Source organism: Mycobacterium numidiamassiliense, assembly GCF_900157365.1.
GTDB classification, from domain to species: domain Bacteria; phylum Actinomycetota; class Actinomycetes; order Mycobacteriales; family Mycobacteriaceae; genus Mycobacterium; species Mycobacterium numidiamassiliense.
Genome location: NZ_FUEZ01000003.1, coordinates 598,689 through 625,069, shown reverse-complemented (window position 1 = coordinate 625,069; position 26,381 = coordinate 598,689). Strand labels below are relative to the sequence as shown.

Sequence of the window (26,381 nt, the reverse complement as noted above, 5' to 3'; positions counted from 1 at the left end):
TGGAAGTTAGTTTATGCACTCCGGTTTGTCGGAGCCCGCGGTGAGGATCGGTGACGGCGCCGGGACATTCGGGTCGGCGGCAACGCTCGACCCGGCACTGGCCGCCCGGGCGGGCACGATCGACCCGGTGCCGGACAGGCCGGAGCCCGGCCCGGTGTAGTCGCTGGCCAGCACCACCCGCACCGTTCCCGGCGCCAGCGAGGTGTCCGGAACGACCGGCAACCCGCCCAGTTCCTTGGAGACTTCCTGGGCGCCGAGGTCATCGGACTTGGCGGCGCGCACCTGGCTGGTCTTCACGTGGGTGCCGTCGCTATTGCCGACGGGCCCGGGCGTGAATCCCTTGGCGCTCAACACCTCTGACACCGCAGCAGCCAGACCGTTGATGTCGGTGTCGTTGACCACGCTGGTGGTGGTCTTGGCGGGGGAGTAGGCCAGCTGCTCGGTCTTCCCCTCGGCCTGATCGTTGAGCAGGCCGCCGACCCAGTCCTGCACCTGATGCGGGTCCACCCGGACCACGCTCAGCATCCCGTCGTCGCTCCAGCCGGCGCCGTCGAGCACCGGAATGGTGGCGAAGGCGACCTTGCCGCCGGCCAGCTTGGACAGCTGCTGGACGAAATCCATGACGTCCCAACCTGAGGAGATCACCACCGAACGCTGGACGGCGGACTCCAGCCGCTTGAGTGTGGCAGGACTGGACAACGTCTTGCCGGAGATGATCCGGTGCGCCAACGACGCCATCACCACCTGCTGGCGGACCACCCGGTCCAGGTCGCCGCGGGGCAGGTCGTGGCGCTGGCGCACGAAGCTGAGCGCCTCCGGACCGTTGAGCTTTTGCTGTCCGGCCGGGAAGTCGGCACCCGACATCGGTTCGAACACCGGCTCTTTGAGGCAGACGTCGACGCCGCCGAGCGCGTCGGTGATCAGGGAGAAACCGAGCAGCCCGATCTCGGCGTAATGGTCGACGGTGACGCCGGTGAGGTCGGCGACGGTCTTGATCAGGGCATCGCGGCCGGCCTCGGTGCCCTGGGCCGCCGCGTCCTCGGCGGAATCGCCGGCCTTGACCAAGCTGGTCCGCTTGGCCTCGCGGGTCTGGCCGTAGACGCCGTTGATTTTGGTCTTGCCCAGGCCGGGCGCCGCGACGTAGGAATCCCGCGGGATCGAGATCGCGGTCGCCGACTTTCCGTTGTTCGGTATCCGGACCAGGATGATGGTGTCGGTATTGGTCGCTTCCTCGTCGCCTGCCTTGAGGGTGGCCAGTTCCTCGGGCGTCAGCGGGTTGCCGTGCGCGTCGGTGCGGCTGTCGACACCGACCAGCAGGATGTCGATCGCGCCGTCGTCGCCGCCCTTGCCCAGCGAGGCGGCGGACATGTGGAAGATGCCGTCCTCGAATCCTCGGACGTTGCGCCATGCCATGCCGGTGCCGAAAACGACGACCACAGCGAGCACAGTGGCAACCACACGAACCACACGTTGCACAGGCATCACACTAGGTTACTTGCGAATCAGCCGCTTCTCGGGTAGCCGGCGGCGGCGTGCCTGGGGCATGCCAGACTCGAACCATGTCGGGCAGGATCGTGATCACCGGAGCAGGCGGGCAGCTCGGGAGCTGTTTGGCAGCGCAAGCCACTGATCAGGGGCGTGACGTACTGGCGCTGACGTCGTCGCAGTGGAACATCACCGATCCGGCCGCGGCCGAATCGATCGTCAAAAGTGGCGATGTGGTGATCAACTGCGCCGCGTACACCAACGTCGACGGCGCCGAAAGCGACGAAGAGGCCGCCTACGCGGTCAACGCCGCGGGCCCCGAACACATCGCGCGCTCCTGCGCCCGCGCCGGCGCCCAGCTGCTGCACGTCTCCACCGACTACGTGTTCGACGCGCAACCCGGTGCCGCACCGCATCCCTTCGAACCCAGCGATCCCACCACCCCCGTGGGCGTCTACGGCCACAGCAAGCGCGCCGGCGAAGAGGCAGTGCTGGCCGCGCTGCCGGACGCCGGCCAGGGCATCGTGGTGCGCACCGCCTGGGTCTACACCGGCGGCACCGGCAAGGACTTCGTCGCCGTGATGCAGCGGCTGGCCGCGGGCGAGAACCCGGTGGACGTGGTCGACGACCAGACCGGCTCGCCGACCTACGTCGCCGATCTGGCCGCCGCGCTGCTGCAGATCGCCGACGACCGGGTGCCCGGCCCCATCCTGCACGCCGCCAATGAGGGTGCGGTCTCCCGATTCGAGCAAGCCCGTGCCGTGTTCGAAGAATGCGGTGCCGACCCGGCGCGGGTGCGGCCGGTCAGCAGCGCACACAATCCGCGGCCCGCGCCGCGGCCGAGCTACTCCGCGTTGTCCAGCCGGGAGTCGGCGGCGGCGGGCATGACACCGCTGAGGCCATGGCGTGCTGCGCTTGTCGCCGCCCTAGCCGCATCTGGCCGGGTTGCTTCACCCGATCGACCGATACCCTCTTCGCGTGGCTGACGTTCTGCCGGTCGTGACGGTGACGTTCTCGCCGGGACCTCACCTAGAGCGTTTCCTGGCCTCGCTGTCGCTGGCCACCGAGCGCCCGGTCAGTGTTCTATTGGCGGATAACGGATCTACCGACGGCACCCCGCAGGAAGCCCTGGAGCGCTATTCCAACGTGCGGCTTTTCGACACCGGGGCCAACCTCGGCTACGGCACCGCGGTGAATCGGGCGGTGCGTCATCTCTGTGACAGCGGGGGAGTCGACGACTGGTTGATCGTGGCCAACCCCGACGTGCAGTGGGGCCCCGGCAGCATCGACGCGCTGCTGGAGGCCGCCGCCAGGTGGCCGCACGCGGGGGCGCTGGGCCCACTGATCCGCGACCCCGACGGGTCGGTCTATCCGTCAGCGCGTCACCTGCCCAGCCTGGTCCGCGGTGGCATGCATGCGGTGGTCGGACCGTTCTGGAAGCGCAATCCCTGGACGGCCGCCTATCGCCAGGAGCGGGTCGAACCCAGCGAACGCCCGGTCGGCTGGTTGTCCGGATCGTGTCTGCTGTTGCGCCGGTCGGCCTTCGATCAAGTGGGCGGATTCGACGAGCGCTACTTCATGTATATGGAAGACGTCGACCTCGGCGACCGGCTCGGCAAGGCGGGCTGGCTGTCGGTCTACGTCCCGACGGCCGAAGTCCTGCACCACCGGGGGCACTCCACCGGGAACGATCCGGAAAGCCACCTGGCCGCCCATCACAGGAGCACGTACATTTTTCTCGCCGATCGCAATGCCGGATTGTGGCGAGCTCCGCTGCGCTGGACGCTGCGGGGATCGCTGGCGGTGCGTTCGGCGCTGATGGTGCGCAATGCGCGGCGCAAACGTTTGGGCAAGTTCGCAGAAGGGCGGCGCTGAGTTGGCAACTCCCCCAGTCGATGCGGTGATCCTGGTCGGCGGCAAGGGCACCCGGTTGCGGCCGTTGACGCTGTCGGCGCCCAAGCCGATGCTGCCGACCGCCGGGGTGCCCTTCCTCACCCACCTCCTGTCGCGGATTGCCGCGGCCGGCATCGAGCACGTGATCCTGTCCACGTCGTATCAGGCCGCGGTGTTCGAGGCGGAGTTCGGCGACGGGTCGCAGCTGGGTCTGGACATCGAGTACGTCACCGAGCAGGAGCCGCTGGGCACCGGCGGCGGTATCGCCAACGTCTCCGACCAGCTGCGCCACGACACCGTCATGGTGTTCAACGGCGATGTGCTGTCCGGCGCCGACCTGGGCCAGCTGCTGGAATTCCACCACGCCAAGCAGGCCGACGTGACCCTGCACCTGGTGCGCGTCGGTGACCCCCGCGCGTTCGGCTGCGTGCCCACCGAGGACGGTCGGGTCACCGCGTTTCTGGAGAAGACCGAGGATCCGCCCACCGACCAGATCAACGCCGGCGCTTATGTCTTCGAGCGCAAGATCATCGACAGGATTCCGCGGGGCCGCGCGGTGTCGGTGGAGCGCGAGGTATTCCCGGCGCTGCTGGCCGACGACGGCGTCAAGGTCTGCGGCTACGTCGACGCCACGTACTGGCGCGACATGGGCACACCCGAGGACTTCGTCCGCGGCTCGGCCGACCTGGTGCGCGGCATCGCGCCGTCGCCGGCCCTGGGTGGGCACCGCGGCGAGCAGCTGGTGCACGACAGCGCGGCGGTATCGCCCGGTGCGCTGTTGATCGGTGGCACCGTGGTCGGGCGTGGTGCCGAGATCGGGCCGGGTGTCCGGCTGGACGGCGCGGTGATCTTCGACGGCGTCAAGATCGAGGCCGGCAGCGTGATCGAGCGCTCCATCATCGGGTTCGGTGTCCGGATCGGGCCGCGGGCGCTGATTCGCGACGGCGTGATCGGCGACGGCGCCGACATCGGAGCGCGCTGCGAGCTGCTGCGCGGCGCGCGGGTATGGCCCGGCGTCTCGATTCCCGACGGCGGCATCCGCTACTCGTCCGACGTTTAAGTCCCCGGCAAGCGGCTGGGGGCACCTCCCGCTTGCGGGGGAGTGCCCCCAGCTCAGCCCATCGCGAGGGCCCGGGCGACCAGGTGGACCAGCCCGTGGTCGGCGCCGTCGGGCAACGCGTCGGCCGGCCACCATCGCAGATCCTCCGACTCGTCGCTGATGGCGATCTGCGCGCCCGGCGGGGCGTGCGCGACGAATTGCATGTCGAGATGACGGGTCGGCACGCCCAGCGAGCAGGTGACCGGATGGACGTGCACCGCAGCGAGTTCGGGCGCCAGGCGCAGACCGTGAATGCCGGACTCCTCGGTGGCTTCGCGCAAGGCCGCGGCCGCGACGTCGGGGTCGTCGTCGTCGCAATGCCCGCCCAGCTGCACCCAGCGGCGGAACCGGCGATGCAATGTCAGCAGCACCCGGGTACCGCCGGCGTCGAGCACCAGCGCCGAGGCGGTGACGTGGCCCGGCACGCAGTCGCGGGCGCAGGAGTCGTCGCGTCCGTGCACGAAGGCCAGCACCGCGTGGCGCAACGAGTCCTGCGCCGGGTCGGGTGCCGTCCAGTCGGTGAGCGTCGTGAGCACCGAGTCCCGGACGCTCATCGGGATCCGCGCCTGGTCCGGCGGCCGCGCAGCGTTACCCACGCGGCCCGGCACTGCGCCACGACGTCGGGCGAGAAGCCCAGCCCCTCGATCAGCACCTGACGGTCGACGAGGTCGAGGGCCTTCTCGATTTCGTTGGCCTTCAACAGCAAATCGACGTTGCAGGCGAGTTCGGCGCCGGCATGCCTCGGTGGGGGAATGGGCAGCTGCTCGGCTTCCCGCGGTTCCAGCTCCAAGATGCCCCCACCATAGCTGCGGCCCATGATCTCGGTGAAGGCGAACGTCGCGCTGTTGTGGAACACCGCGGCCAGCGCGCTCGGATCGATGTCGTGGCGCAGCCGGACTCGGTGCACGGTGTCGGTGCTGGTGGCCGCGGCCGCGTTGACGGTCAGCCGGGGTGCGAGGTGAATCTGGCGCAGCAGAAACAGGTTTGGTATCCACAGCGACGGCGTGCTCCACCACGGCTTTCTGATGGAGCACTTGTAGCCGCGGTGCACTCCCGCGGCCGCACCGGCGTCGATGTGTGCGAGCAGTGCGGGGTCCGTCGGCTCCGGCGGCGCGTCGAGCAGCCAGGTTCGCTGCCCGGCCGCGAGATCGCTTGTGCGACAGTCGATGTCGTAGATCAGACCGCACAGTTGATTACTGCGCGAGACGAGCGGGACGCAGTGTTGCCGCAGCCCGAGTTCGCGGGCCTGGGCGTCGGTGAAGGTGAAGAAGCTGTTGCGGCCCGTCACGATGCCGACGTCGACGTCGGCGATCGCCCCGAGCCGGGTCAGGGCGCCGGATGCCTTGAGGCCGCGCAGCAGCTCGATCGACGAGGGATCCAGGAAGTACTTGGTCCACTTCTCGTTCTCGTGCAGCAGCGCGGGCGCCGACTCGACGTCGAGATCCGCGGCCGCCAGCGCGCCGGCGTCGGTGAGGTGGACGGTGCGAATCCGCGCCGGGCCCGCACCGACCACGCCGCAGAACAACACGACCTCCTGCAGGATGCCGTCGAAGACCAACCGCTCGAACGTGACGAGGGTGATCTCGCGGAATCGGGCGAGCAGATAGTCACGCAGCTGTGCGGCGTAGCCGACTTGCAGCAATTCGGCGGGCAGCACCAGGCCCACTCGGCCGCCGTCGCGCACCAGCATCGTGCTCGCGACGACGAAAGGGACCCAGGCGTTGGTCAACTTGCTGGGCCGCAGCCCCGCGCGCCGCATCAGCTCCAGCGCCGGCTCGCGCTGCTCGGCTGCCCAGTTGCCGAAGCGGATGTAGGGCGGGTTGCCCGCGACCCCGTCCCAGCACGCGGCCTCGGTACGGCCCAGCCAGGTGAACAGGTTCTCGGCGTCGACCGGTGCGAACTGCCTGGCAATGTCGGCTTCGCGCGCCGCCAGCTCCACGCCGCGGATCTGAGAACTCAGGGCGGCCAGCTCGCGCAGGATCCGGCCGTCGCCGCAGGACGGCTCGACGATGCGGGGTCCGGCCCGGCGAACCCAGTCGGCCAGGAATCGGGCCACCGGCGCCGGGGTGTAATAGCCGCCGCGCGCCTTGTCCGCCGACGCCGCAGCCTTGCCCGCGAACGTCTTCACCGGCCTGATTATCCCCCTCGCCGGGCGGCTCACTTGCGGATCAGCAAATCCCCGGCATCGGCGGGGTCGCGGAGGCCGGGCGGGCCCGATTCTGCGGAGGCGTAGCCGATGGCGATGGCGCCCAACGGCTCCCAATCGGCCGGCAGGTCGAGCTCGGCGCGGACCAGATCGGCGGCAAAGATCGTCGAGCCGATCCAGCAGCTGCCCACGCCCCGCACGGCCAGTCCGACCAGCAGCGCCTGAACGGCCGCCCCGACGGCGACGGTGAACATGGTGTGCTCGGCCTCGGTGCGCGCGGCGTCGGGATAACTGTGTGCGCCGTCGAGGACCAGCATCGGGATGACGACCTCGGGTGCGTCGTAGAGGATCTGGCCGCGCGCCACCCGGCGTTCCACCGAGTCGGCCGTGCGGCCGTCACCGGCGAGGTCGGAACGCCACTGCTCTTTCATGCGATCCAGCAGCCGGGTCCGGGTGGCCCGCGTCTGCAGCCACACGAACCGCACCGGCCGGGTGTGGTGCGGGGCGGGTGCGGTGAGGGCCTCGGCGATGGCGCCCTCGATCAGCTCGGGCGCCACCGGCTCGTCGCTGAATCGGCGTACCGATCGGCGCAACAGCTGGGCTTGGCGGCGGCCCATCTCGATGGCCTCGGCGGTGCCGAGCCAGAACAGGTCCTCGGTGCCCGGGCGCAGAAGTTGCCGGGCCGTCGTGCCGTCGTCGACGACGGCAAGCCCGCGCACCACGGCCACCGGCATCGCGGTGAGTTTGCCCTTGACCAGATCGGCGGCCGCGGCGACCTCGTCGGCGACCGCGATCTCGGTGACCACCAACTCGTTGCCGTGCGCGTCGATGGCACCCGAATAGCCATGCAGCACAGCAAGACCGGCCGAGCCGACCGCGGCATCGATCTGGCCGTTGCGCCAGGCCCGGCCCATGGTGTCGGTGATGACGACGGCGACCTCGACGCCGAGGCGCTCGCGCAGCGCGGTGCGCAACGCCGCAGCGCTGCCGTCAGGATCGACGGGCAGCAGCGCCAATTCGGTCCGGCCGACGTTGGAGCCGTCGACACCGGCGGCGGCCTGCACCAGCCCGATCCGGTTCTCGGTGATCAAGGTCCGGCCCTTGCGGGCCAGCACCCGCACCGCCTCGTCGTCGACCAGCTTGCGGCGCAGCTCGTCGCGTTCCTCGGGATCCTCCGGCGCCGCCACCAGCCGGCCCTCGCATTTACTCACCACCTTGCTGGTGACGACCACGACGTCGCCGTCGCGCAGCCAGGGCAACGCCGCGGCAAGGGCGGCTCCCAGATCGTCGCCGGGCCGGAATTCGGGAAGCCCGGCGACGGGCAGGATCTCGATCCGCGCGGCCGCGCCGTGCTCAGTCACGGGGTCACGCCCGCAATCTCCAGACCGGCACGCACCATTTCGGCCGTCGCCTTCGGGTCGGTCATCAACAGCGGGACCGAGCGCACCGCCACCCCGTCGATGTCGGCGTGATCGCCCTCGTGCACCAGCCAGCCATCCAATATCCCGGTGCCCCGCCGCGCTCCGAAATGCCTGCCGACCGCCTCGGCGGTGGACTCGACGCCCACCACCTTGAGGCATTCATCGGCCATGCCACGCAACGGCTTTCCACCGATGATCGGTGAGTAGCCGATGACCGGCGCATCCGCCGAGCGCAGCGCGCCGCGAATGCCGGGCACGGCCAGGATGGCGCCGACGCTGACGATCGGGTTGGACGGTGCCAGGAAGATGACATCGGCGTCGGCGATGGCCGCAACGGCTTCGGTTGCCGCGCTGGCCTTTTCGGCACCGACGAAGGCGAAGCTGTGCGTCGGCACCTGGGCCCGGTAGCGCACCCACCACTCCTGGAAGTGGATCGCCCGACGGCTGTCGTCGGCCGGATCGGTGATCACCACATGTGTTTCGCAGCGGTCGTCGCTGGCCGGCACCAACCGTGCGCCCGGTTGCCAACGGTCACACAGCGCGGTGGTGATCTGCGACAGCGGGTAGCCCGCGTGCAGCATCTGGGTGCGCACCAGGTGGGTGCCGAGGTCGCGGTCGCCGAGCTGGAACCAGTCGGGTTGTACGCCGTAGCGCGCCAATTCTTCTTTGGCATGCCAGGTTTCGTCGCGGTGGCCCCAACCCCGTTCTGGATCGACTCCTCCACCTAAGGTATACATGCAGGTGTCCAAATCCGGGCAGACGCGTAGCCCGTGGATCCACGCATCGTCGCCAATGTTGACGACGGCAGTCAGCTGATGATCGGCGTCTGCATCTGTCCGGGCGTTGAACTGCCCGAGGCCGAACAACTCCTGGACCCCCAGCAGGAAGCGGGCGCCGCCGACCCCACCGACCAAAACGGTGACCTTCACATCGCCTGACAGTACCGGCCCACGACACTGCAACTGCGGGGCCCTTTTTGACCACGGAAGTGAGGAGATTTGCGGAGCTGTGATCGACACGCCGAAAGCCCGTTACAACGGAAACGCCGAAAAATGGTCACGAGATGATATGGAAATGCCCCATAGCGCTTGACCCGGCTGGTCAACCCGTGTCTAATCACATCAGTGTCATTTCCCGGTTAGCCGGCCGGTTCCGGTGTCGCAGACCGAGATTCGATCACTTGTTCGAATTGTCGGTTACATCAGAACAGTGGGCAGTACTCACTCTCTCAAACTCAAGCTGAGGAGGCGGACGAAGCATGTCTTATGAGCACCTTCGGGGCGTTATGACAAGCACACCGCACACCATTATTGGTTCCGCGCCGGCGCCAATTGCCCGGCCGCACTTGACGGTGGTTCCTGATGCGCCAGTCGCATTCGAACCCGAACCGTTACCTGAGGTCGAGGTCACTCCCGACCAATGGCAGGACCGTGCGCTCTGCGCGCAAACGGATCCCGAGGCCTTCTTCCCGGAGAAGGGCGGGTCCACTCGCGAGGCCAAGAAGATCTGCCTGGGCTGCGAGGTACGTCATGAGTGCCTCGACTACGCCTTGGCGCACGACGAGCGCTTCGGCATTTGGGGCGGGCTTTCCGAACGGGAACGCCGTCGCCTCAAACGCGGCATCATCTGATCTGCCAAGCCCGTCTTGGGCTATTCGTCGTCGATCGTCGGGTCGATGACCGAGGGCTCGACGTCCAGGTAGATGGCGACCTGAGCCACCAGGATCTCGTGCAACAACTCGCCGAGTTCGACTGTGTCTTTCGCCCGTCGCTCGATGGGCTTGCGGAACAACACAATTCGGGCCCGAGTGGCGTTTCCGCGGACGTCCACGCCGGCCGGCATCAAACGGGCCAGCGCGATGGGACCGTCGGCGACGACCTCCGGGGGCCACTGCACACTGTCGGGGTCCTTGGCGGCGATGCGGGGGATCTCGTCGACCGCCACGTCGAGTTCGGAGACCCGGCTTTGCCAGCGCCGCTCGATGGGTTCGTAGGCCTCGAGCACCGCCATGTCGAAGCGCTCGGCCCGGCTGCGCCATCCCGGAACCGTCGGAGGCAACAACGGGCCGCGCATGTCGCGGCCGCGCCGGGCCGCGCGGTGCGACGCCGAGCGGCCACCGGACTGGCCACCGGGCCAGCCGCTGCCCGGGGAGCTGCGCGAATCGGCCACGCGCCGATGGTAACGGTTGAACATCGTGGGATGATCGGTTGCGCGTGTCCGGCGCTTCGGCGGCGTTTCCGCAAGATAACCTTTCGCTCGTGAACGTTCCCCGTCGCTGCTGCCGGCCCGGGTGTCCGCATTACGCCGTAGCGACCTTGACGTTCGTCTACTCGGACTCGACGGCAGTCGTAGGTCCACTCGCCACGGTGCGGGAGCCGCATTCGTGGGACCTTTGTGTCAACCACGCCGGCCGAATCACCGCACCGCGCGGGTGGGAACTCGTGCGCCACGCCGGCCCCCTGAATTCTGAGCCGACCAATCCCGATGAAGACGACCTGGTCGCGCTGGCCGACGCCGTGCGCGAGGGCGGCTCGGGCAATGGCGGCGGCGTGCCGTATCGCGGCGGAACGGGCACCCCGCTGAACGGGTTTGCTGACCCGCACATCCACCACACCGGGCCGCACGCGACGGCGCCGAGCAGCGAGCTGTTTGCGCCGCCCCCGGCGCAACGGTCCGGACGCCGCCGCGGGCATCTTCGGGTGCTGCCCGATCCCTCCGAGTAGCGGCTGAGTAGCGGCCGGGCCCGGTTGGGCAAACTGTCTGGCTCCCTGGATCCACCGGGCCGATAGGCTGACGTCGGAGAGGCAAGAATCCATGGCGTCAGGAGTATCCAGCATGTCCCGGTCCGCCGAGGCCGTCCACCGAGTCATCAAGGCGTATGACGTGCGTGGGCTGGTTGGCGACGAGATCGACGAGTCGTTCGTCGCCGACGTCGGGGCCGCCTTCGCGAAGCTGATGCGCGCCGAGGGTGCGCGATCGGTGGTGATCGGCTACGACATGCGGGACAGTTCGCCGACGCTCGCCGCCGCCTTCGCGGCCGGGGTGACCGCTCAGGGCCTCGACGTGGTGCGCATCGGGCTGGCGTCCACCGATCAGCTGTACTTCGCCGCGGGGCTGCTGGACTGCCCGGGCGCGATGTTCACCGCAAGCCACAACCCCGCGGCCTACAACGGCATCAAGTTGTGCCGGGCCGGGGCCAAACCCGTCGGCGCCGACACGGGGCTGAAGGTGATCAGCGACGACCTGATCGCCGGGGTCGCTTCGTATGACGGGCCGGCGGGCAGCGTCAGCGACCGCGACGTGCTGGGCGACTACGGCGAGTTCCTGCGGTCGCTGGTGTCGACCTCCGGACTGCGTCCGCTGCGGGTTGCCGTCGACGCGGGCAACGGCATGGCCGGTCACACCGCGCCTGCCGTGCTCGGTCCCATCGGCGCGGTCACGTTATTGCCGTTGTACTTCGAGCTCGACGGCTCGTTTCCCAATCACGAGGCCAACCCGCTGGACCCGGAAAACCTCGTGGATCTGCAAGCCTTTGTGCTCGAGACCGGCGCCGATATCGGCCTGGCTTTCGACGGTGACGCCGACCGGTGCTTCGTGGTCGACGAACGCGGATTGCCGGTCTCGCCGTCGACGGTCACCAGCCTGGTGGCGGCTCGCGAACTCGGCCGCGAAATCGGCGCCACCGTCATCTACAACGTGATCACGTCTCGGGCGGTGCCCGAACTGGTTGTCGAGCGCGGCGGTACGCCGCTGCGCTCGCGGGTCGGGCACTCCTATATCAAGGCGCTGATGGCCGACACCGGTGCGATCTTCGGTGGCGAACATTCCGCGCACTATTACTTCCGCGACTTCTGGGGAGCCGATTCCGGCATGCTGGCCGCCCTGCATGTCCTGGCCGCGCTCGGCGAGCAGGAGCGGCCGCTGTCTGAGCTGACCGCGGACTACCAACGCTACGAATCGTCCGGCGAGATCAACTTCACGGTGGCTGACGCCTCGGAGTGTGTGGACGCGGTGCTGAAGTCGTTCGGCAGCCGCATCCACTCCATCGATCACCTGGACGGCGTCACGGTCGATTTGGGCGATGGCAGCTGGTTCAACCTGCGCAGCTCCAACACCGAGCCGCTGCTGCGGCTCAACGCCGAGGGGCGCACCACCGAGGACGTGGACGCGGTGGTGGCCCAGGTCAGTGCCGAGATCTCCGCTGCGGCAACGCCCGAAGGGGCCGTTTCGTGAACACCACCCGGGCGATCGACCTGGAAGACACCGACGGCCTGCTCGCCGCCGATCGCGACGGCCTGCTGCGGGCCGCGTCGTCGGCCGGGGCGCAGGTGCGCGCCATCGCCGCCGCCGTCGACGAGGGCGCACTGGATTCGGTGCGCACCGATGGCCGCGCCCGCAGCGTGATCTGGGTGGCGGGCCGGGGGACCGCCGAGACGGCCGGGGCCATGCTGGCCGCGACCCTGGGCAGCTCGGCGTCGGCGCCGATCGCGGTGGTCAGCGAGGCGCCGCCGTGGGTGGGTCCGCTCGACGTGGTGATCGTCGCGGCCGACGACCCGGGCGATCCCGCCGTCGTCGGAGCCGCCGCGACCGGGGTGCGCCGCGGCGCACGGGTCGTCGTCGTCGCGCCGTTCGAGGGACCGCTGCGTGACACCACGGCCGGACGTGTCGCGGTGCTGGCGCCGCGACTGTGGGTCCCCGACGACTTCGGGTTGTGCCGCTACCTGGCCGCCGGCCTGGCCATCGTGGCGGCCGTGGACCCGAGGCTGAGTATCGACCTGGCGGCGCTGGCCGACGAGCTGGACGAAGAGGCGCTGCGCAACAGCGCCGGCCGCGACCTGTTCACCAACCCGGCCAAGTCGATTGCCGAACGCCTGTCCGACCACCGGGTGGCGCTCACCGGCGACTGCGCCGCGACGCTGGCGGTGGCGCGGCACGGCAGTTCGATCCTGTTGCGGATCGCCCATCAGGTGGTGGCCGCCACCGGGCTGGCGGATGCGGTGGTGGCGCTGCGCTCGCCGTCCGGGTTCGGCTCATCGTCGGTCGATCCTCTCTTTCACGACGAGGAGATCGACGGGCCGCTGCCCGACCGGCTGCGGGTGCTGGCGCTCACCCTGACCGGCGACCGCACGGTCGCGGCCGCGCGGGTGGCCGGGCTGGACGACGTTTATCTCGTCACCGCCGAGGATGTACCGGACGCGCTCACCGCACCCGGCGACGGCTCTACCGCGCCGCGCACGCCGACCGGTGCGGCGCCCGCCGAACAGCAACTGGCAGTATTGGCCGTTCGGCTGGAGATGGCCGCCGTTTACTTGCGACTGGTGCGGGGATAGATAGTCAAGTGGAACTGCTTCGCGGAGCCTTGCGGACCTACGCCTGGGGATCGCGTACCACAATCGCCGAATTCACCGGGCGTCCGGTGCCGGCCGCCCACCCCGAGGCCGAACTCTGGTTCGGCGCACACCCGGCAGACCCCGCCTGGCTGGAAACCGAGCACGGCGAAACCTCACTGCTGCAGGCAGTGACCGACGACCCGGAGGGCCAGCTCGGCTCGGTGTCGCGCGCCCGGTTCGGCGATGTGCTGCCGTTCCTGGTCAAGGTGCTGGCCGCCGACGAGCCACTGTCGCTGCAGGCCCACCCCAGTGCCGCCCAGGCCGTCGAGGGCTACCTGCGCGAGGAGAAGCTGGGCATTCCGGTCAACTCGCCGGTGCGCAACTACCGCGACACGTCGCACAAGCCCGAATTGCTGGTGGCACTGCAGACTTTCGAGGCGTTGGCCGGATTTCGTCAGGCGTCGCGCACCACGGAATTGCTTCGGGCGCTGGCGGTTTCGGACCTCGACCCCTTCATCGAACTGCTCAGCGACCAGTCCGACGCCGACGGGCTGCGTGCGCTGTTCACCACCTGGATCACCGCCCCGCAACCCGACATCGACGTGCTGGTGTCCGCCGTGATCGACGGCGCCATCCAGTACGTCAGTTCCGGCGCAACGGAATTCGTGGCGGAGGCCAAGACAGTACTGGAGCTCGGCGAGCGCTATCCCGGCGACGCCGGTGTGCTGGCGGCGTTGTTGCTCAACCGAATCACCTTGGCTCCAGGCGAGGCGATATTCCTGCCGGCTGGCAACCTGCACACCTATCTGCGTGGTTTCGCGGTTGAGGTTATGGCCAACTCCGACAACGTATTACGTGGCGGCCTGACGCCCAAGCACGTCGATGTGCCCGAGCTGTTGCGGGTGCTGGACTTCGCGCCCACCGCGGAATCCCAACTGCGGTCGCCGGTTCGCCACGAGGGGCTCGGCCTCATCTACGAGACCCCGGCCGACGAATTCGCGGTCGCGGTGCTGACCATCGACGGAGAGCATCTCGGGCATGAGGTCGACGCGCCGTCGAGTCATGAGGGGCCGCAGATCTTGTTGTGCACCGAGGGTTCGACGACGGTGCACGGCAAATCCGGGTCGCTGACGCTCGAGCACGGCATGGCCGCGTGGGTGCCCGCCGACGACGGCCCGATCCGGCTCCTCGCGCGTGAGCCCGTCAAGCTGTTCAGGGCGACCGTAGGGCTGTGACCGCGGCCCCGCGGCGCTCCCGGCGTTGGCGCAGCCACATCCGCATGTTGTGCGCGATGGCGCGGCCGATGATGCGCGGCGGCGGGACCATATACAGGCTGTCCAGCAGTGAGAAGCGCCGCAGAAACCATTCGGCCAGCACCGATTCGGATTCAGCGGCCCCGAGGAATTGGTCGAACAACGCCCCGGACGGTCGCCACCACCAGGGCATCTGCTCAGTGCGAGCGTGATGGAAGCTGGTGTCGCCGATGGCGTTCATCGTCCACACCGGAAAAGTGGTCTTGGCGGTGGCGCGGTTGACCTCGGCGACCACGTCGTCGGCGCCGGACCGCAGCGCGCGCCGCAGATGACCGGCCTGTAGCGCCGTCATCGTCATGCCTTGGCCGAACGTGGGGTTGAAGCTGACCACCGCGTCACCGAGCGGCAGGATCCCGGCCGGGAAGCTGTCTAGCTTGTCGTAGCGGCGCCACTTACTGGCGGGGAACGCGTGGAAGGCCGGTTCGCCGACGGGCTCGGCCTGCGCCAGCGCGTCGGCGAAATGCGACGGCAGGAGCTGGTCGGCGAGCGCGACCATGTCGCCAAAGGTCGTCGGCGGCTTGGCGTCGGCCACTCCGAAGGTGGTCAGCACCCAGGTGCCGTCCTCGTAACACAGCATGCCCAGCCCCAGCGACTGGTCGTGCGAGGCGCCCGCGACGACCACCCTCTCCTGGATCAGGCCGTCGGGGATGCGGAAGTAGTGCGTGGCGTAGTTGATGCCGATGTCCAGGGTTTGTTCGGTCGGGCGCGGATATCCCCACTGCGTCAACCAGACCGGGAGCCGGGTGCCGCGACCCGCCGCGTCGACAATGAAATCGGCGGAGACGAACTCCGGGTCACCGGGCGGGTCGGCGGGATCCAGCAACACACCGGTCACCCGCCGCCGCAGCGGGTCGAAAGCCGGTTCGGCGACGCTGCGCCGCTGGATCGCGACGTTGCCGATGGCCTGCACGCGTTTGCGGATCTGCCACTCCAAATGCGGCCGACTGGGCACGTACGCGGTGAACTCGTCGCGCAGGGTCTGTCCGGTCCCCAGCACATGGCCCGCGGCGCCGAGGTGGATGCAGTCCGGCCGATTCTCCAGGATCGGCACGCCCGCGGCCACCATGTCCTTGAGCAGGCCGGGAAAGAGCTCCTCGAATTCCATGGCTCCGCGGGCCATCAGCATGTGCAGGTGCCGGTCCTGGGGGACCGTCGCACGGTTCGCCGCGGTGCCGGGCAACTCGTCGCGCTCGTACACGCTGACCTGCGAATAGCTGTCCGAAAGCACCCGAGCGGCACACAAGCCGGCGATGCTGGCGCCGATGACAACGGCATGGCGACGAGAGTTTTCCTTGCCAGGCATGCGCGCAGAGTACCCAGTACTGTGCGGTCCAACGGGCTGCCAAACGGTTCATGAAGGGGCTGGGGATGGCCAATCGATGGCGCACGAAATCTGTTGAACAGTCCATCGACGACACCGATGAGCCGGAGACCCGGCTGCGCAAGGATTTGGCCTGGTGGGACCTTGTGGTGTTCGGTGTCGCGGTGGTGATCGGTGCCGGCATCTTCACGGTGACCGCGTCGACCACCGGCGATATCACGGGTCCCGCGATCTGGATCTCGTTCGTGATCGCCGCGGTCACCTGCGCGCTGGCCGCGCTGTGTTACGCGGAATTCGCCTCGACGCTGCCGGTCGCGGGCAGTGCCTACACCTTCTCCTACGCGACGTTCGGCGAATTCCTGGCCTGGATCATCGGCTGGAACCTGCTGCTCGAGTTGGCGATCGGTGCGGCCGTGGTGTCCAAGGGCTGGTCGAGCTACCTCGGCACGGTCTTCGGATTCGCCGGGGGGACAACGAAATTGGGACCGATCGACTTCGACTGGGGCGCGCTGCTGATCGTCTGGGTGGTGTCCACGCTGATCGCCTTCGGCACCAAGGTGTCGTCGAGATTTTCCGCGGTGATCACCGGCATCAAGGTGTCGGTGGTGATTCTGGTCGTGGTGGTAGGGGCGTTCTACATCAAACGCGCCAACTACTCGCCGTTCATCCCGAAGCCCGAGGTGGGTCGTGGCGTATCCGGCCTCAACCAGTCGGTGCTGTCGCTGCTGACCGGGGCGCACAGCAGCAGCTACGGCTGGTACGGCGTCCTGGCGGGCGCGTCGATCGTGTTCTTCGCTTTCATCGGGTTCGACATCGTGGCGACCATGGCGGAGGAGACCAAGCAACCGCAGCGCGACGTTCCGAAGGGGATTCTGGTGTCGTTGGCCATCGTGACCGTCCTGTACGTCGCGGTCTCGGTGGTGCTGTCCGGAATGGTGTCCTACACCCAGCTCAAGACCCTCCCCGGCGGGAAGCCGGCGAACCTGGCCACGGCGTTCGCCGCGAACGGGATCCATTGGGCCAGCCAGGTCATTGCGATCGGGGCGCTGGCCGGGCTGACCACCGTGGTGATGGTGCTGATGCTCGGGCAGTGCCGGGTGCTGTTCGCGATGGCGCGCGACGGGTTGTTGCCGCGGCAGCTGGCCAAGACCGGCGCCCGCGGCACGCCGATCCGGATCACCGTGCTGGTGGCGGCGGTGGTGGCCGCGACCGCCGCGGTGTTCCCGATCAACAAGCTCGAGGAAATGGTCAACGTGGGAACGCTGTTCGCCTTCGTCCTGGTGTCCGCCGGAGTCATCGTGTTGCGACGGACCCGTCCGGACCTGCCGCGTGGGTTCCGCGCCCCGTGGGTGCCTGCGCTTCCGATCGCCTCGATCGCCGCCTGTGTGTGGTTGATGATCAACCTCACCGCGCTGACCTGGGTGCGATTCGCCGTCTGGATCGTGGTCGGGACCCTGATCTACCTCGGCTACGGCTACCGGCACTCGAAGCAGGGCCAACGGGACGCGAGCCGGACGATCTAAACCAGCAACTTTACAAAAGTACATCTTTTGTCTAGACAGGAGACGCAAAGCTCGATATTGTCCAAAGCATGACCACATTCAGACCTGCCGTTGTCGGTGAAGAAGTCGTTGCTCCCGCCGCTTGGCGAGACAAGAAACGTCGCCTCTGGCTGATGGGGCTGATCGCCCCGACCGCGCTGTTCGTGATGCTGCCGTTGATCTGGGGGATGAACCAGCTGGGCTGGCACGCCGCTGCGCAGGTGCCGCTGTGGATCGGGCCGATCCTGCTCTACGTCCTGCTGCCGATTCTCGACCTGCGATTCGGGCCCGACGGGCAGAACCCGCCGGACGAGGTGATGGAGCGGCTGGAAAACGACAAGTACTACCGGTACTGCACCTACATCTACATTCCGTTCCAGTACCTGAGCGTGATCTTGGGCGCCTACCTGTTCACCGCCTCGAACCTGAACTGGCTCGGCTTCGAGGGCGGCCTGGGCTGGGCGGGAAAGCTCGGCCTGGCGCTGTCGGTCGGCGTGCTCGGCGGCGTCGGCATCAACACCGCGCACGAGATGGGGCACAAGAAGGATGCGCTGGAGCGGTGGCTGTCCAAGATCACCCTGGCGCAGACCTGCTACGGGCACTTCTACATCGAGCACAACCGCGGCCATCACGTCCGCGTCGCCACCCCGGAGGACCCGGCGTCGTCGCGGTTCGGTGAGACCTTCTGGGAGTTCTTGCCGCGCAGCGTGTTTGGCAGCCTGCGCTCGTCACTGCGGCTGGAGGCACAGCGCATCCGCAGGCAGGGCACCAGCCCGTGGAACCCCAAGACATATCTGTCCAACGACGTGCTCAACGCCTGGCTGATATCGGCGGTGTTCTGGGGTGTGCTGATCGCGGTGTTCGGGCCGGCCCTGATCCCGTTCGTCATCATCCAGGCCGTCTTCGGCTTCTCGCTCTTGGAGGCCGTCAACTACCTGGAGCACTACGGGCTGCTGAGGCAGCAGAACGCCAACGGCCGCTACGAGCGCTGCACGCCGGTGCACAGCTGGAACTCCGATCACGTAGTGACCAACCTGTTCCTCTACCACCTGCAGCGACACAGTGATCACCACGCCAACCCCACCCGGCGGTATCAGACGCTGCGCAGCATGGAAGGCGCGCCCAACCTGCCGAGTGGATACGCGTCGATGATCTCGCTGACCTACTTCCCGCCGCTGTGGCGCAAGGTGATGGACCACCGCGTGCTCGCCCACTACGACGGCGACATCACCCGGGTCAACCTGCAGCCACGGCTGCGCAGCAAGATGCTGGCCCGCTACGGAGCCGAACGGTGATGGCCGCCTACCACTGCCCGGTCTGCGACTACGTCTACGACGAAGCCAAAGGCGATGCCAGAGAAGGCTTTCCGGCCGGGACGCGGTGGGCCCAGATTCCCGAGGACTGGTGCTGCCCGGACTGCTCGGTGCGCGAGAAACTCGATTTCGAAATCCTAGGAGCGAACCGATGAATGACTTCAAGCTCTTCCAATGCGTGCAGTGCGGCTTCGAATACGACGAGGCCAAGGGCTGGCCGGAAGACGGCATCGACCCCGGCACCCGGTGGGACGACATCCCCGACGACTGGAGCTGCCCGGACTGCGGCGCGGCGAAATCCGACTTCGACATGGTGGAGATCGCACGGTCGTGATCAGCACCGATAACGTGGCGAAAGCGGCTATTCTCGCGCCTGTGGAGCGGATTCCTTATGCCGAGGCGTCGCGGGTCCTGCTCCGCGACTCGGTGCTGGACGCGATGCGCGAGCTGCTGCTGACTCGGGATTGGTCCGCCATCACGTTGTCCGACGTGGCCCGCGCGGCAGGCATCAGCCGGCAGACCATCTACAACGAGTTCGGCTCACGGCAAGGTCTGGCACAGGGTTACGCCCTGCGCCTGGCCGACCGCCTGGTGGACGCGATCCACGCCGCATTGGACGCCAACGTCGGCAACTTCTTTGAAGCCTTCCTGGCGGGCTTTCGGTCTTTTTTCGCCCAGTCGGCGTCGGACCCGCTGGTGATCTCGCTGCTCAGCGGCGTCGCCAAGCCCGACCTGCTGCAGCTCATCACCACCGACAGCGCGCCCATCATCACCCGCGCCTCGGCCCGGCTGAGCTTGGCATTGACCTCCACCTGGGTGGCCACCAGCGACGAGGACGCCGGAGTGCTGGCGCGCGCCATCGTGCGGCTGGCGCTGAGTTACGTATCGATGCCGCCGGAAGCCGATCACGACGTCGCGCGGGATCTGGCCCGGCTGATGACGCCCTTCGCGGAGCGTCACGGCGTCATCAACGTCCCCTGACCTGGCGAGCTTAAGGCCGCCTACTACAGTGGCGGAAGAGCGTACCCAAGCTAACTAAAGCTGGGTAGCCCGCTCAATTTGAGCCCCCATGAGCCGAAGAGGATTGATACACGCCATGACCACGACCGAAAAGGCGCTGACCCCCGACGTTGTTAACGGCATCGACTTCAAGGTCGCCGACCTGTCGCTGGCGGAATTCGGCCGCAAGGAACTCGACCTCGCCGAGTACGAGATGCCCGGCCTGATGTCGCTGCGCCGCGAGTACGCCGAAGTGCAACCGCTGAAGGGCGCCCGCATTTCGGGTTCGCTGCACATGACCGTGCAGACCGCGGTGCTGATCGAGACCCTGACCTCACTGGGCGCCGAGGTCCGCTGGGCGTCCTGCAACATCTTCTCCACCCAGGACCACGCGGCCGCGGCCGTCGTTGTCGGCAAGCACGGCACGCCGGAAAAGCCGCAGGGTGTCCCGGTGTTCGCCTGGAAGGGCGAGACGCTCGAGGAGTACTGGTGGGCGGCCGAGCAGATGCTGACCTGGCCCGGCGAACCGGCCAACATGATCCTCGACGACGGCGGTGACGCCACCATGATGGTGCTGCGCGGCGCGCAGTACGAGAAGGCCGGTGTGGTGCCGCCCGCCGAGGACGACGACTCCGCGGAGTGGAAAGTCTTCCTGAGCGTTCTGCGCACCCGCTTCGAGACCGACAAGACCAAGTGGACCAAGATCTCCGAGTCGGTCAAGGGCGTCACCGAGGAGACCACCACCGGCGTGCTGCGGCTCTACCAGTTCGCCGCGGCCGGCGACCTGGCCTTCCCGGCGATCAACGTCAACGACTCGGTCACCAAGTCGAAGTTCGACAACAAGTACGGCACCCGGCACTCGCTGATCGACGGCATCAACCGCGGCACCGACGCGCTGATCGGCGGCAAGAAGGTCCTGATCTGCGGCTACGGCGACGTCGGCAAGGGCTGCGCGGAGGCGGTGAAGGGCCAGGGGGCCCGGGTCGTCGTCACCGAGATCGACCCGATCAACGCGCTGCAGGCGCTGATGGAGGGCTTCGACGTCGTGACGGTCGAGCAGGCCATCGCCGACGCGGACATCGTCGTGACCTCGACCGGCAACAAGGACATCATCTCGCTCGAGCACATGAAGGCGATGAAGGACCACGCCATCCTGGGCAACATCGGCCACTTCGACAACGAGATCGACATGGCCGCGCTGGAGCGCTCCGGCGCGACAAAGCTCAACATCAAGCCGCAGGTCGACCTGTGGACCTTCGGCGATACCGGCAAGTCGATCATCGTGCTGTCCGAGGGCCGGCTGCTGAACCTGGGTAACGCCACCGGGCACCCCTCCTTCGTGATGAGCAACAGCTTCGCGAACCAGACCATCGCCCAGATCGAGCTGTGGACCAAAAACGACGAGTACGACAACGAGGTGTACCGGCTGCCCAAGCACCTCGACGAGAAGGTGGCCCGCATCCACGTCGAGGCGCTGGGGGGCACGCTCACCAAGCTGACCAAGGAGCAGGCCGAATACCTCGGCATCGACGTCGAGGGCCCGTACAAGCCGGACCACTACCGCTACTGATCCCCCACATGCGTGCCGAGCGCGGCGCGGGCTCGATAGGCTGGCGCCGTGCTGATCGCGATCGAAGGCGTCGACGGCGCCGGTAAGCGCACGTTGTCCGAGGGCCTGCGCAAGGCCTTCGAAGCCGCCGGGAAGTCGGTGGTCACGCTGGCCTTCCCGCGCTACGGGCAATCAGTGACCGCCGACGTCGCGGCCGAGGCGCTGCACGGCGAGCACGGGGATCTGTCGTCGTCGGTGTACGCGATGGCGATGCTCTTCGCGCTCGACCGGGCCGCGGCCGTCGGGGACATCGCGCGGCTCACCCGCGACCACGACGTCGTGATTCTCGATCGCTATGTCGCCTCCAACGCGGCCTACAGCGCCGCCCGCCTGCACCAGGGTGCGGCGGGGGAGGCAGCTGGCTGGGGGCGGGCCCTGGAATTCCAGCGGCTGGGGGTGCCCGCACCGGACTGGCAGATACTGCTGAACGTGACGGCCGAGCTCGCCGGGCAGCGGGCCCGCGACCGCGCCGAGACCGAGCCGGGGCGGGCGCGGGACAGCTACGAACGCGATGACGGACTGCAGCAGCGCACCGGCGCGGTGTACGCGGAGCTTGCCGCCGCGGGCTGGGGCGGGCAATGGTTGGTGGTCGACGCGGACGTCGATCCCGGCCGCCTAGCCGCCATTTTGACCTCCGAATAGGCCGCGAATAGGCCGCGAATAGCACAAATTTGTCACGATTTGGCCCTATCGAGTAAGAAACGCCCGTGTGGTGCGCCGGTTTTGTCCCGATCTGGTGACACCATGGTCCTCATGAGGCAAAGAATTTTGGTCGTGGACGACGATGCGTCGCTCGCGGAGATGCTGACCATCGTTCTTCGTGGGGAGGGCTTCGACACCGCGGTGATCGGTGACGGCACGCAGGCCCTGACCGCGGTGCGCGAACTGCGGCCCGACTTGGTGCTCCTGGACCTGATGCTGCCCGGCATGAATGGCATCGATGTCTGCCGGGTGCTGCGGTCGGACTCCGGCGTTCCCATCGTGATGCTGACCGCCAAGACCGACACCGTTGACGTGGTGCTGGGCCTGGAGTCGGGCGCCGACGACTACATCATGAAGCCGTTCAAGCCGAAGGAGCTGGTCGCGCGGGTGCGCGCGCGCCTGCGGCGCAATGACGACGAGCCCGCCGAGATGTTGTCCATCGCCGACGTCGAGATCGACGTCCCGGCGCACAAGGTCACCCGCAACGGCGAGCAGATCTCCCTGACACCGCTGGAGTTCGACCTTCTGGTCGCGCTGGCACGCAAACCACGCCAGGTGTTTACTCGAGATGTGCTGCTCGAACAGGTGTGGGGATACCGTCACCCAGCGGATACGCGCTTGGTGAATGTGCACGTCCAGCGTCTGCGGGCCAAGGTCGAGAAAGACCCTGAGAACCCGACCGTGGTTTTGACCGTTCGAGGAGTGGGATACAAGGCCGGACCTCCGTGATCTGGAGCCCGCGGCGACGCAGTCGAAGTCGCTGGGGGCGCTCGGGCCCCTTGCCACGGGGCATGGGAGCGCTGAGTCGCACCCTAAGCGTTCTCTGGCGCCGCTCGCTCCAACTGCGCGTCGTGGCGCTCACTCTCGGATTGTCCTTGGCAGTAATCTTGGCGCTCGGCTTCGTGCTGACCAGCCAGGTCACCAATCGCGTGCTTGACGTCAAGGTCAAGGCGGCCATCGAGCAGATCGACCGGGCGCGCACCACCGTCGGGGGGATCGTCAACGGTGAGGAAACGCGCTCGCTGGACAGCAGTCTCCAGCTGGCCCGCAACACATTGACCTCGAAAACCGACACGGCCTCGGGTGCCGGTCTTGCCGGCGCGTTCGACGCCGCGCTGATGGTGCCGGGCGACGGCCCGCGCGCCGCGACCACGGCCGGGCCCGTCGACCAGGTGCCAAATGCCTTGCGCGGCTTCGTCAAAGCCGGCCAGGCCGCCTACCAATACGGCACCGTGCATACCGACGGCTTCTCCGGTCCGGCGCTCATCGTCGGCACCCCGACCTCGTCGCAGGTGGCCAACCTGGAGCTGTACCTGATCTTCCCGCTGAAGAACGAGCAGGCCACCATCACGCTGGTGCGCGGCACGATGATCACCGGTGGCGCGGTGCTGCTCGTGCTGCTGGCCGGGATCGCATTGCTGGTATCCCGGCAGGTTGTCGTCCCGGTGCGGTCGGCGTCCCGGATCGCCGAACGCTTCGCCGAGGGCCACCTGTCCGAGCGGATGCCGGTGCGCGGCGAGGACGACATGGCCCGGCTGGCGGTGTCGTTCAACGACATGGCCGAGAGCTTGTCGCGCCAGATCACCCAGCTCGAGGAGTTCGGTAACCTGCAGCGCCGGTTCACCTCCGATGTCAGCCACGAACTTCGCACGCCGCTGACCACCGTGCGGATGGCCGCGGACTTGATCTACGACCACAGTTCCGAGCTCGACCCCGCGCTGCAGCGCTCGACCGAGCTGATGGTCAACGAGCTGGACCGCTTCGAGTCGCTGCTGAGCGACCTGCTGGAGATCTCGCGCCACGACGCCGGTGTGGCCGAATTGTCGGTTGAGGCAGTCGATTTGCGCACGACGGTGCAGAGCGCGCTGAGCAACGTGGGTCACCTGGCCGAAGACGCCGGCATCGAGCTGCGGGTGGACATGCCCGGCGAGGGAGTGATCGCCGAGGTTGATCCGCGCCGGGTGGAGCGCATCCTGCGCAACCTGATCGCCAACGCCATCGACCACGCCGAGCACAAGCCGGTCCGGATCCGGATGGGCGCCGACGAGGACACCGTCGCGGTGACCGTCCGCGACTACGGCGTTGGGCTGCGGCCCGGCGAGGAAAAGCTCGTGTTCAGCCGGTTCTGGCGCTCGGACCCGTCGCGGGTGCGGCGCTCCGGCGGCACCGGCCTGGGCCTGGCGATCAGCGTCGAGGACGCGCGACTGCACCAGGGACGGCTGGAGGCGTGGGGCGAACCCGGCGAGGGCGCCTGCTTCCGGCTGACCCTTCCGCTGATCCGCGGTCACAAAGTCACCACCAGCCCGTTGCCCATGAAGCCGGTTCCTCAGCCGGCCCAGCCGGTCGCGGAACCGCTTGAGCCGGAACGCAAAGAACGTCCGCGCAATCGCGAGCCGGCCGAGCGGAGCGGCTGATGCGCAGACTGCTCGCGGCGCTGCTGTCGTTGGCGGTGTTGTTGGTGGGCTGTGCCGGGGTGCCCAGCTCATCGGCACCGCAAGCCATTGGCACCGTCGACCGCCCCGCCCCGTCGAATCTGCCCAAGCCGACCCCGGGCATGGATCCCGACGTGCTGTTGCGCGAATTCCTCAAGGCCACAGCCGATCCCGCCAACCGGCACCTGGCGGCGCGGCAATTCCTCACGCAGTCGGCGTCCAACGCCTGGGACGACGCCGGTAGTTCGCTGCTCATCGACCATGTGGTATTCGTGGAAACCCGTGCAGCCGAACGTGTTTCGGCGACCATGCGAGCGGATATCCTGGGCTCGCTCTCCGACGTGGGGGTGTTCGAGACGGCCGAAGGCGTGCTGCCCGATCCGGGTCCCATCGAGCTGGTCAAGACGTCCGGCGGCTGGCGAATCGATCGGCTGCCCAACGGAGTCTTCTTGGACTGGCAGCAGTTTCAGGCCACCTACAAACGCAACACGCTGTATTTCGCCGATCCGACCGGTAAGACGGTGGTTCCCGACCCGCGTTATGTGGCGGTCGCCGATCACGATCAGCTGGCCACCGAGCTGGTGTCCAAGATGTTGGCCGGGCCGCGGCCTGAGATGGCGCACACGGTGCGTAACCTGCTCGCTCCGCCGCTGCGGCTGCGCGGCCCGGTGACGCGGGCCGACGGCGGCAAGAACGGGATCGGACGCGGCTATGGCGGTGCGCGCATCGATCTGGAGAAACTGTCCACCACCGATCCACATAGCCGGCAATTGCTTGCCGCACAGATCATTTGGACGCTGGCCAGATCCGACATCCGGGGTCCGTATGTGATCAACGCCGACGGGGCGCCGCTGGACGACAGGTTCGCCGACGGGTGGACCACCTCCGACGTTGCGGCGACCGACCCTGGCGTGGCCGACGGCGCGGGCGCGGGGCTGCATGCCCTGGTGAACGGGTCGCTGGTCGGCCTGGACGGGCAGCGAACGGCGTTGGTGCCCGGGGCATTTGGGCGGATGGGTGATCAGACCGGTGCCGCGCTGTCCCGCAGCGGGCGCCAGGTCGCATCCGTGGTGACGTTGCACCGCGGTGCACCGGACATGGCCGAGTCGCTCTGGATCGGCGATCTCGGGGGTGAGGCGGTTCAGTCCGCCGACGGTCACAGCTTGTCGCGTCCCAGCTGGTCGCTGGACGACGTGGTCTGGGTGGTCGTCGACGGCAACAACGTCCTGCGGGCGATTCAGGAACCGGCGTCCGGCCAACCCGCCCGCATTCCAGTGGACTCCGGCGCGGTGTCCGGCCGCTTCCCCGGGCCGATCACCGACCTGCAGTTGTCCCGGGACGGCACGCGTGCGGCCATGGTGATCGGTGGCGAGGTGATCCTGACCGGGGTGGAACAGACTCCGGGCGGGCAGTACGCGCTCACCTACCCCCGACGGTTGGGTTTCGGGCTGGGCAACACGGTGGTGTCGTTGTACTGGCGAACCGGCGACGACATCGCGGTGACCCGTAACGACACCACCCATCCGGTGTCGTACGTGAACCTGGACGGGGTGAACTCCGATGCGCCGGCCCACGGTCTGCAGATTCCGCTTACGGCCATTGCGGCCAGCCCGTCGACGGTCTACGTCGCCGCTCCGCAAGGGCTGCTGCAGTATTCGGCGGGTGCGGCGGAAAGCCAGCAGAGCTGGTCGGATGTGCCGGGCTTGATGACGGGCGGGGCGCTGCCGGTGTTGCCGGGCTGAGCGCCCAACAGTTCCTGTCACCCCCGCCCGCGAGA

25 protein-coding genes are annotated in these 26,381 nt (G+C 68.0%); 18 read left to right on the top strand and 7 right to left on the bottom strand.

What is annotated here, in order from left to right; all coding sequences use genetic code 11:
* Positions 1 to 6: 6 nt before the first annotated feature.
* The gene (locus MNAB215_RS02780) at positions 7 to 1,485 is read right to left on the bottom strand and encodes an LCP family protein (protein WP_425436388.1); all 1,479 of its coding nucleotides are present in this window, start codon (positions 1,483 to 1,485) and stop codon (positions 7 to 9) included.
* 74 nt (positions 1,486 to 1,559) lie between these two features.
* Here MNAB215_RS02780 and rfbD point away from each other — a divergent pair, with 74 nt between their 5' ends.
* Genes rfbD through manB form a run of 3 tightly spaced genes read left to right on the top strand, consistent with a single transcriptional unit; the run spans position 1,560 to position 4,438 of the window.
* Positions 1,560 to 2,471, top strand: a complete 912-nt coding sequence (gene rfbD / locus MNAB215_RS02775) for a dTDP-4-dehydrorhamnose reductase (protein ID WP_077077353.1) — start codon at positions 1,560 to 1,562, stop codon at positions 2,469 to 2,471.
* Positions 2,464 to 3,360 carry a glycosyltransferase family 2 protein gene (locus MNAB215_RS02770; protein WP_077077352.1) on the top strand — a complete coding sequence of 299 codons (897 nt, stop codon included), beginning with the start codon at positions 2,464 to 2,466 and terminating at the stop codon, positions 3,358 to 3,360. The genes rfbD and MNAB215_RS02770 overlap by 8 nt, the downstream gene beginning before the upstream one ends.
* Position 3,361: 1 nt before the next feature.
* Positions 3,362 to 4,438, top strand: a complete 1,077-nt coding sequence (gene manB / locus MNAB215_RS02765) for a mannose-1-phosphate guanylyltransferase (RefSeq protein WP_077078361.1) — start codon at positions 3,362 to 3,364, stop codon at positions 4,436 to 4,438.
* A 53-nt stretch (positions 4,439 to 4,491) separates the two neighbouring features.
* On the opposite strand, the gene MNAB215_RS02760 is transcribed toward manB, so the two are convergent.
* The 4 genes from MNAB215_RS02760 to cofD are packed head-to-tail and all read right to left on the bottom strand — an operon-like array spanning position 4,492 to position 8,973.
* Positions 4,492 to 5,031, bottom strand: a complete 540-nt coding sequence (locus MNAB215_RS02760) for an NUDIX hydrolase (protein ID WP_077078360.1) — start codon at positions 5,029 to 5,031, stop codon at positions 4,492 to 4,494.
* Positions 5,028 to 6,638 (bottom strand): class I SAM-dependent methyltransferase, encoded by a 1,611-nt coding sequence (locus tag MNAB215_RS02755; RefSeq protein WP_245830112.1) that lies wholly within the window; start codon positions 6,636 to 6,638, stop codon positions 5,028 to 5,030. Before MNAB215_RS02755 ends, MNAB215_RS02760 begins: the two co-directional genes overlap by 4 nt.
* The gene (locus MNAB215_RS02750) at positions 6,635 to 7,984 is read right to left on the bottom strand and encodes a coenzyme F420-0:L-glutamate ligase (RefSeq protein WP_077077350.1); all 1,350 of its coding nucleotides are present in this window, start codon (positions 7,982 to 7,984) and stop codon (positions 6,635 to 6,637) included. Before MNAB215_RS02750 ends, MNAB215_RS02755 begins: the two co-directional genes overlap by 4 nt.
* Positions 7,981 to 8,973: a 2-phospho-L-lactate transferase gene (cofD, locus tag MNAB215_RS02745; protein WP_077077349.1), complete on the bottom strand. Its 993-nt coding sequence runs from the start codon at positions 8,971 to 8,973 to the stop codon at positions 7,981 to 7,983. Before cofD ends, MNAB215_RS02750 begins: the two co-directional genes overlap by 4 nt.
* 356 nt (positions 8,974 to 9,329) lie before the next feature.
* Between cofD and MNAB215_RS02740 the strand changes: the two genes are divergently transcribed.
* Positions 9,330 to 9,674: a WhiB family transcriptional regulator gene (locus MNAB215_RS02740; protein WP_077077348.1), complete on the top strand. Its 345-nt coding sequence runs from the start codon at positions 9,330 to 9,332 to the stop codon at positions 9,672 to 9,674.
* A 20-nt stretch (positions 9,675 to 9,694) separates the two neighbouring features.
* Here the strand turns inward: MNAB215_RS02740 and MNAB215_RS02735 are convergent, their stop codons facing one another.
* Positions 9,695 to 10,117 carry a metallopeptidase family protein gene (locus MNAB215_RS02735; RefSeq protein ID WP_077078359.1) on the bottom strand — a complete coding sequence of 141 codons (423 nt, stop codon included), beginning with the start codon at positions 10,115 to 10,117 and terminating at the stop codon, positions 9,695 to 9,697.
* Positions 10,118 to 10,302: 185 nt separating this feature from the next.
* Here MNAB215_RS02735 and MNAB215_RS02730 point away from each other — a divergent pair, with 185 nt between their 5' ends.
* The 4 genes from MNAB215_RS02730 (at position 10,303) to manA (ending at position 14,609) form a co-directional block, all read left to right on the top strand.
* Positions 10,303 to 10,767 carry a DUF3499 domain-containing protein gene (locus tag MNAB215_RS02730; RefSeq protein ID WP_217348900.1) on the top strand — a complete coding sequence of 155 codons (465 nt, stop codon included), beginning with the start codon at positions 10,303 to 10,305 and terminating at the stop codon, positions 10,765 to 10,767.
* A 112-nt stretch (positions 10,768 to 10,879) separates the two neighbouring features.
* Positions 10,880 to 12,277, top strand: coding sequence for a phosphomannomutase/phosphoglucomutase (locus MNAB215_RS02725; protein ID WP_077077346.1), 1,398 nt, complete (start codon positions 10,880 to 10,882; stop codon positions 12,275 to 12,277).
* Positions 12,274 to 13,374 (top strand): TobH protein, encoded by a 1,101-nt coding sequence (locus tag MNAB215_RS02720; protein WP_077077345.1) that lies wholly within the window; start codon positions 12,274 to 12,276, stop codon positions 13,372 to 13,374. Before MNAB215_RS02725 ends, MNAB215_RS02720 begins: the two co-directional genes overlap by 4 nt.
* 8 nt (positions 13,375 to 13,382) lie before the next feature.
* Positions 13,383 to 14,609, top strand: a complete 1,227-nt coding sequence (gene manA / locus MNAB215_RS02715) for a mannose-6-phosphate isomerase, class I (protein ID WP_077077344.1) — start codon at positions 13,383 to 13,385, stop codon at positions 14,607 to 14,609.
* Here manA and MNAB215_RS02710 read toward each other — a convergent pair.
* On the bottom strand, positions 14,587 to 15,990 hold the full coding sequence (locus tag MNAB215_RS02710; protein WP_077077343.1) for an FAD-dependent oxidoreductase: 1,404 nt from the start codon (positions 15,988 to 15,990) through the stop codon (positions 14,587 to 14,589). The two genes, manA and MNAB215_RS02710, sit on opposite strands and share 23 nt — an antisense overlap.
* A gap of 65 nt (positions 15,991 to 16,055) precedes the next feature.
* On the opposite strand from MNAB215_RS02710, the gene MNAB215_RS02705 reads away from it, so the two are divergent.
* From MNAB215_RS02705 to lpqB, 10 genes are all read left to right on the top strand, one after another.
* The gene (locus MNAB215_RS02705) at positions 16,056 to 17,531 is read left to right on the top strand and encodes an APC family permease (protein ID WP_077078358.1); all 1,476 of its coding nucleotides are present in this window, start codon (positions 16,056 to 16,058) and stop codon (positions 17,529 to 17,531) included.
* A 68-nt stretch (positions 17,532 to 17,599) separates the two neighbouring features.
* The gene (locus MNAB215_RS02700) at positions 17,600 to 18,844 is read left to right on the top strand and encodes an alkane 1-monooxygenase (protein WP_077077342.1); all 1,245 of its coding nucleotides are present in this window, start codon (positions 17,600 to 17,602) and stop codon (positions 18,842 to 18,844) included.
* Positions 18,844 to 19,017 (top strand): rubredoxin, encoded by a 174-nt coding sequence (locus tag MNAB215_RS02695; RefSeq protein ID WP_077077341.1) that lies wholly within the window; start codon positions 18,844 to 18,846, stop codon positions 19,015 to 19,017. Before MNAB215_RS02700 ends, MNAB215_RS02695 begins: the two co-directional genes overlap by 1 nt.
* The gene (locus MNAB215_RS02690) at positions 19,014 to 19,196 is read left to right on the top strand and encodes a rubredoxin (RefSeq protein WP_077077340.1); all 183 of its coding nucleotides are present in this window, start codon (positions 19,014 to 19,016) and stop codon (positions 19,194 to 19,196) included. Before MNAB215_RS02695 ends, MNAB215_RS02690 begins: the two co-directional genes overlap by 4 nt.
* A gap of 41 nt (positions 19,197 to 19,237) precedes the next feature.
* A complete protein-coding gene (gene alkX / locus MNAB215_RS02685; RefSeq protein WP_077078357.1) occupies positions 19,238 to 19,843 on the top strand; it encodes a TetR family transcriptional regulator AlkX in 606 nt (201 codons plus the stop codon).
* Between the two features lie 115 nt (positions 19,844 to 19,958).
* Complete coding sequence (gene ahcY / locus MNAB215_RS02680; protein WP_077077339.1) at positions 19,959 to 21,431, top strand: adenosylhomocysteinase; 1,473 nt, start codon at positions 19,959 to 19,961, stop codon at positions 21,429 to 21,431.
* Between the two features lie 48 nt (positions 21,432 to 21,479).
* Positions 21,480 to 22,112, top strand: a complete 633-nt coding sequence (locus tag MNAB215_RS02675; RefSeq protein ID WP_077077338.1) for a dTMP kinase — start codon at positions 21,480 to 21,482, stop codon at positions 22,110 to 22,112.
* A gap of 102 nt (positions 22,113 to 22,214) precedes the next feature.
* Positions 22,215 to 22,901, top strand: a complete 687-nt coding sequence (gene mtrA / locus MNAB215_RS02670; protein ID WP_077077337.1) for a two-component system response regulator MtrA — start codon at positions 22,215 to 22,217, stop codon at positions 22,899 to 22,901.
* The gene (gene mtrB / locus MNAB215_RS02665; RefSeq protein ID WP_077077336.1) at positions 22,898 to 24,586 is read left to right on the top strand and encodes an MtrAB system histidine kinase MtrB; all 1,689 of its coding nucleotides are present in this window, start codon (positions 22,898 to 22,900) and stop codon (positions 24,584 to 24,586) included. The genes mtrA and mtrB overlap by 4 nt, the downstream gene beginning before the upstream one ends.
* A complete protein-coding gene (lpqB, locus tag MNAB215_RS02660; RefSeq protein ID WP_077077335.1) occupies positions 24,586 to 26,346 on the top strand; it encodes an MtrAB system accessory lipoprotein LpqB in 1,761 nt (586 codons plus the stop codon). The genes mtrB and lpqB overlap by 1 nt, the downstream gene beginning before the upstream one ends.
* The last annotated feature ends 35 nt before the right edge of the window (positions 26,347 to 26,381 follow it).